Origin of the sequence: Streptomyces sp. P17 (assembly GCF_032436805.1) — a bacterium.
GTDB lineage: Bacteria > Actinomycetota > Actinomycetes > Streptomycetales > Streptomycetaceae > Streptomyces.
The window spans coordinates 1-391 of sequence record NZ_JAVRBF010000395.1 but is presented as its reverse complement, the minus strand read 5'-3'; the positions used below and the strand labels follow the sequence as shown (position 1 = coordinate 391).

Genomic DNA, 391 nt, shown 5'->3' with positions numbered 1-391 from the left:
ACGACTTGATGGAGCACTCGATGGCGGTGCCCGCGTTGTACTCGGCGACGGTCGGCTTGTCGAGGTCCGCGACAGCGGGGGCGACGATAACGGCGGAGTTCTCGAGAACCTCCACGCCGTCGGGATTGAAAACAGTGAGAGACATGGGGGCTCCTTAGATGTTGGTCTTGAACTCGGGGTCACGGGTGGTGATGGTTGTGCCGTCGGGGCGGGTGGTGGTGACCGTGGTCGGCTCCCACCCGTTGAATCGGCGCAGGCTGACCCCCAAGCTGCGGGCGATCGCCAGATCAGTCCGCAACTCGGCCTCAGAGGCGACAACCTCAGCTACATAGGAAAATCCGGCAGCTCACCGAGGATCGCGTTCAGCTTCGCGTTGTGAGCCTCCAGCTCG

The 391-nt window shown here is 63.2% G+C and carries 1 protein-coding gene; it reads right to left on the bottom strand.

Annotation, left to right across the window (positions count from 1 at the left end):
• Positions 1–154: 154 nt before the first annotated feature.
• Entirely contained in the window at positions 155–298 is a 144-nt protein-coding gene (locus RMT89_RS41450) for a hypothetical protein (protein ID WP_315888924.1), read from the bottom strand.
• Positions 299–391: the final 93 nt, after the last annotated feature.